The following is a 4,403-nucleotide window of genomic DNA, read 5'->3' as shown; positions in this document are numbered from 1 at the left end:
TAGTTTTTCTTAGCTTTTATCATACCACAGCAGAGCGGAAGAAGAAACGGAATATTTTACGAATTTCCTGTTTTTTTACTTTTACTTTCCGACACACGCAAAAACGCCCATCCCGCCAGCGGGATGGGCGTCCAATACCCTGTTGTATCAATTAGTCGTTGACGTAAGCGGCAACGATCTGACCGATATACATCTTGTGGTAGTCCGGTGCATCGTATGCGTGCTCAAAAATCGGCATATCGGTGCAGTTCTCCGGCGGCAGCTCCTGTGCGTACATCTTCTTGCACACGAGGGTGTATGCTGCTTCCTCAAAGGTCGGCACGCCATCAATCATGGTCTTGGTCAGACCGGATTCCTTGAGCTTGTCGATGTCGCGTCCGGACTTGGAACCAGCCAGCTTGAGAGCCTCTTCATGTCCCGGCTTCAGGCAGGTTACGGTGAACAGGTCGTTGTTCTCCATGTAGCCGAAGGTGTGGCGGGAATGACGAACATACACGGTGATTGCCGGCTTGAACCACAGTTCACCCAGCATACCCCAGTTGATGGTCATAAAGTTAAAATCGTTCTCTGTGCCGGCAGCCAGCAGCATCCACTTGTTGCAGATTTCATCAATGGCATTGCCCGGCAGCTCGGTCGGATCAATCTTGCGGAAAGACATAGAAAAAACCTCCTTGTATATCTCTTGTTGTGTATACAGTTATCTTACTATACTCGCACCGCAATATGCAAGTGATTTTGCGCATTTTACGCGCTCACAAATTTCTTATCACGGCAGATCTCGTGCGCGAAGCTGCATCTGCATCCAGTCATCGCGCGTGATGAGCACGCGGCGCGGCTTGGAGCCTTCAAACGGGCCGACAATGCCGCGCTGCTCCATCTGATCTACCAGACGCGCGGCGCGCGCATAGCCCAGCTTCAACCGACGCTGCAGCATAGATACTGATGCCTGTCCCGACTCGACAACAATCGTAATCGCCTGCGGCAGCAGCTCATCCTCATCTTCCGAGGCATCATAGCCGCCCGCCGACTCGCTCTCCGACTGCTTCTCAATATGATCCATAATCTCCTGCGAGTACTCCGCTTCGGCGTTTTTCTTCACATATTGAATGACATTCTCGATTTCCTCTGTGCTGACAAAGCAGCCCTGAATGCGCACCGGCTTATTGAGATTGATTGGCGAATACAGCATATCGCCCTTGCCAATCAGCTTATCTGCGCCGACAGTATCCAAAATAATGCGCGATTCCACCTGTGACGCCACCGCAAACGCAATGCGTGACGGGATATTCGACTTCATCAGACCGGTAATGACATCGGTAGACGGTCTCTGCGTCGCAACGACCAGATGCATACCGGCGGCACGCGCTTTCTGCGCGATGCGGCAGATCGAGGTTTCGACTTCCTTTGCCGCAACCATCATGAGGTCTGCCAACTCGTCAATGACAATGACAATCTGCGGCAGATGTTCCATGCGCGGATGCATGACTTGCTGTCCATCTGCGTCCTCTGTCGGCTGCTCCTGTGTCTGTTCCTGCTGCTGGCGCACCAGCTCATTGTAATCGCTGAGACCGCGCACGCCGGACGCTGCAAACAGCGCATACCGCCGCTCCATCTCACTGACCGCCCAGCTCAACGCACCGGATGCCTTTTTCGGATCCGTGACAACCGGAATGAGCAGATGCGGAATGCCGTTATAATTGCCCAGCTCGACCATTTTCGGGTCTACCATGATGAGCCGCACATCCGCCGGAGAAGATTTATACAGCAGCGAAATCAAAATCGAATTGATGCACACGGATTTACCGGAACCTGTTGTACCGGCGATGAGCAAATGCGGCATCTTTGCCAAGTCAATGACCTGTGCCGTGCCGGTAATGTCCTTGCCGAGGGCAACAGACAGGCTTGCCCGCGACGTCTCAAAGGCTTTCGAGCCAATGACATCGCGCAGCGATACCATCTGTACCGTGCGGTTCGGCACCTCAATGCCGACCGCCAGTTTATCCGGAATCGGCGCAATGCGGACGGTATCCGCGCCCAGCGACAGCGCAATATCATCCGACAGCGAGGTAATACGCGAAAATTTGACGCCGCGCTCCATCTGAATCTCAAAGCGCGTGACCGACGGGCCGCGCACAATATTAATAATCTGTACATCGATGCCAAACGATGCCAGCGTATCCACCAATCGTTCGGCACTGTCGCGCAGTTCGGCGCGAACGTCTGTATTCGAGCTTTTCGGTGCACTTTTTAACAGCTTGAGCGGCGGATATTGATATTCTGCCGCTGGGGTGTCCATCGCCCGGGCGATTTCCTGATGTACCTGCTGTTTTTCCTCTTTTGTCGCCCGTTTTTCTTCCTGCGGAGCCGCTGCCTGCTGCTCTGCCAGCGCAGCCGCCTCTTCCCAAGGCGGCACATCCGGTTCCACTCGCTGTGCTTGTACCGGCTCCGGCGTGTGCATGGTCTCTGTCAGGTCAGGCATCACCTCTGCCAGACGGCGGCGATTGTCCACCTTGCTTTCCGGTGCTGTCTGCTTAACCGTTTCCTTTTGCGTTTTCTCTTCAGACAGCTCATCAGTCGTCTGCTGTGCCCGCTCGGCCTGTTCCTGCTGCTTGAGCAGCTTTGCCTTCCGGCGGCTGCCGCGCTGATTGCGCAGTTTGGTCATGAGGCTGGTCTGTCCGATGAGCTGCGTACGATCTTCGTCATCCGCCTCTTCCGTGCGCGGCTTCGCCGGTGACACGGTCATGTCCTGCTCGCGCAGCTGTTCGACATCCTCATACAACATGCCGCGCAGCCGCTGAAACATGCGCATCGGTGTCGTATTGAATATCACGAGCAGTAAAAACGCCATGACCATCACGAGAACGATCTTGGCGCCCATACTCGACAGCAGAAACACGAGAATGCTCGCCAGCATACCGCCAATCACGCCGCCCAAATGCAAGCTCTGTCCATCGTGCCACAGCTCGATGATTGAGGAAAAAGAAATCGGCATTGCGGGGTTGACGAGAACCGTCTGCGCCAGAGCGCTCCACAGAACCGGAAACAACAGCGCGCTCGTCACGCGCAGGCGCACCGGCTGGAAATCACACAGCGCAATCATACCGCCTGCGCACAAAGCAAGACAGAACAGCTTGGTTCCCCAGCCGATGAGTCCGCCAATTACGTACAGAACACCGGTGAGCAGCACACCGTCCATCTGGCACAAAGCCAGTGCCAGAATCACGGCCAATACCAATAGTCCAATGCCGAAGGTCACATTGTTCCATACCTGACCGGTTTGGATCGGGCTTTCCGGCTGTTTTTTCGGCGCGGTGCGCCGCGTGGTGCTTGTCTTCTTTGTTCCCGTGCGTTTGCGACTTGCTGCATTTGTCGTTTTTGCGCCGCTGCTTCGAGATGTCGTCCGCCGCGTTCCGGCAGACGTTTTTTTGCTTGACGTGGCTTTTTTCGTCCGCGTCGTTGTCTTTTTTGTATTTGCCAAGGGAAAATACCACCTGTTTCTTGTATAGCGTATTGCTATCGTACCATAAAACCGGAAAAAATGCCACATTGACCGTTGCATTTTTCTTCTCAGGTCTGTATTCTATAATATAGGCAGGAATCTTCTGTTCTCGTGTGCGCAGAAGCCCGATTCGTTTTCAAACTTTTTTCTTTTCCGGCTCCGTTGTTCACACTTTTGTAATAGCCTCCTGTTATACTTTTACTCATCATAGAAAGGAATCTGTCCTTTGAATACAGCCATTATTCTCAGCTATGACGGCACTGCCTATCACGGCTGGCAGACCCAGCGCAACGCAAGCTCTGTCCAGCAGACTGTGACCGAAGCACTCACCTCCCTCTTGGGACAGGAAGTATCGGTTTCCGGTGTCGGGCGCACAGACGCCGGTGTCCATGCGCGGCGATATGTTGCCAATTTTCACGGCACGCACACCATTCCCATGGATCGTCTACCGCTCGCCGTCAACGCCCATCTTCCGATGGACATTGCCGTATCCGGCGCCACGCTCGTGCCGGATGACTTTGACGCACGATTTAACTGTACCCGCAAAGAGTACACATATCTCATCTCTCCGGGAAAAATTCGGGATCCGTTTGCGGTGAGCCGCAGCTACTTCTATCCCTATGCTCTGGATGTAGACGCCATGCAGCGTGCCGCACAATATTTTATCGGCAGAAAAGATTTTGCCGCTGTTCGCTCGATGGGCACACCGGTCAAATCAACAGTACGGGAAGTTTTCACGTGCAGTGTCGATGCCGTCGGCGCGCTGGTTCGCATCCGCGTCTCCGCGGACGGCTTTTTGTACAACATGGTGCGGGCGATTTCCGGCACATTGCTGTACGCCGGTCAGGGGAAATTCCCGCCGGAAGAGATTCAGAATATTTTGGCGAGCTGTGACCGCGAACAG

At 54.1% G+C, this 4,403-nt stretch carries 3 protein-coding genes; 1 reads left to right on the top strand and 2 read right to left on the bottom strand.

All coding sequences use genetic code 11. The annotated features are described in order from the left end of the window. Positions 1 to 151 precede the first annotated feature (151 nt). Positions 152 to 658 carry a flavin reductase family protein gene (locus tag ACR0P9_RS08330; protein ID WP_432619127.1) on the bottom strand — a complete coding sequence of 169 codons (507 nt, stop codon included), beginning with the start codon at positions 656 to 658 and terminating at the stop codon, positions 152 to 154. A gap of 108 nt (positions 659 to 766) precedes the next feature. Beyond that, a complete protein-coding gene (locus ACR0P9_RS08325) occupies positions 767 to 3,478 on the bottom strand; it encodes a DNA translocase FtsK (RefSeq protein WP_432619125.1) in 2,712 nt (903 codons plus the stop codon). Positions 3,479 to 3,725: 247 nt separating this feature from the next. Between ACR0P9_RS08325 and truA the strand changes: the two genes are divergently transcribed. Then, positions 3,726 to 4,403, top strand: a 678-nt coding sequence (gene truA, locus ACR0P9_RS08320; RefSeq protein WP_432619123.1) for a tRNA pseudouridine(38-40) synthase TruA, incomplete at its 3' end; no start/stop codon positions are given.

The sequence above is a fragment of the Butyricicoccus sp. genome (assembly GCF_050872565.1).
Classification (GTDB): domain Bacteria; phylum Bacillota; class Clostridia; order Oscillospirales; family Butyricicoccaceae; genus Butyricicoccus_A.
Note: the sequence above shows the minus strand (reverse complement) of the source record. Positions and strands in the feature narration are given on the sequence as shown.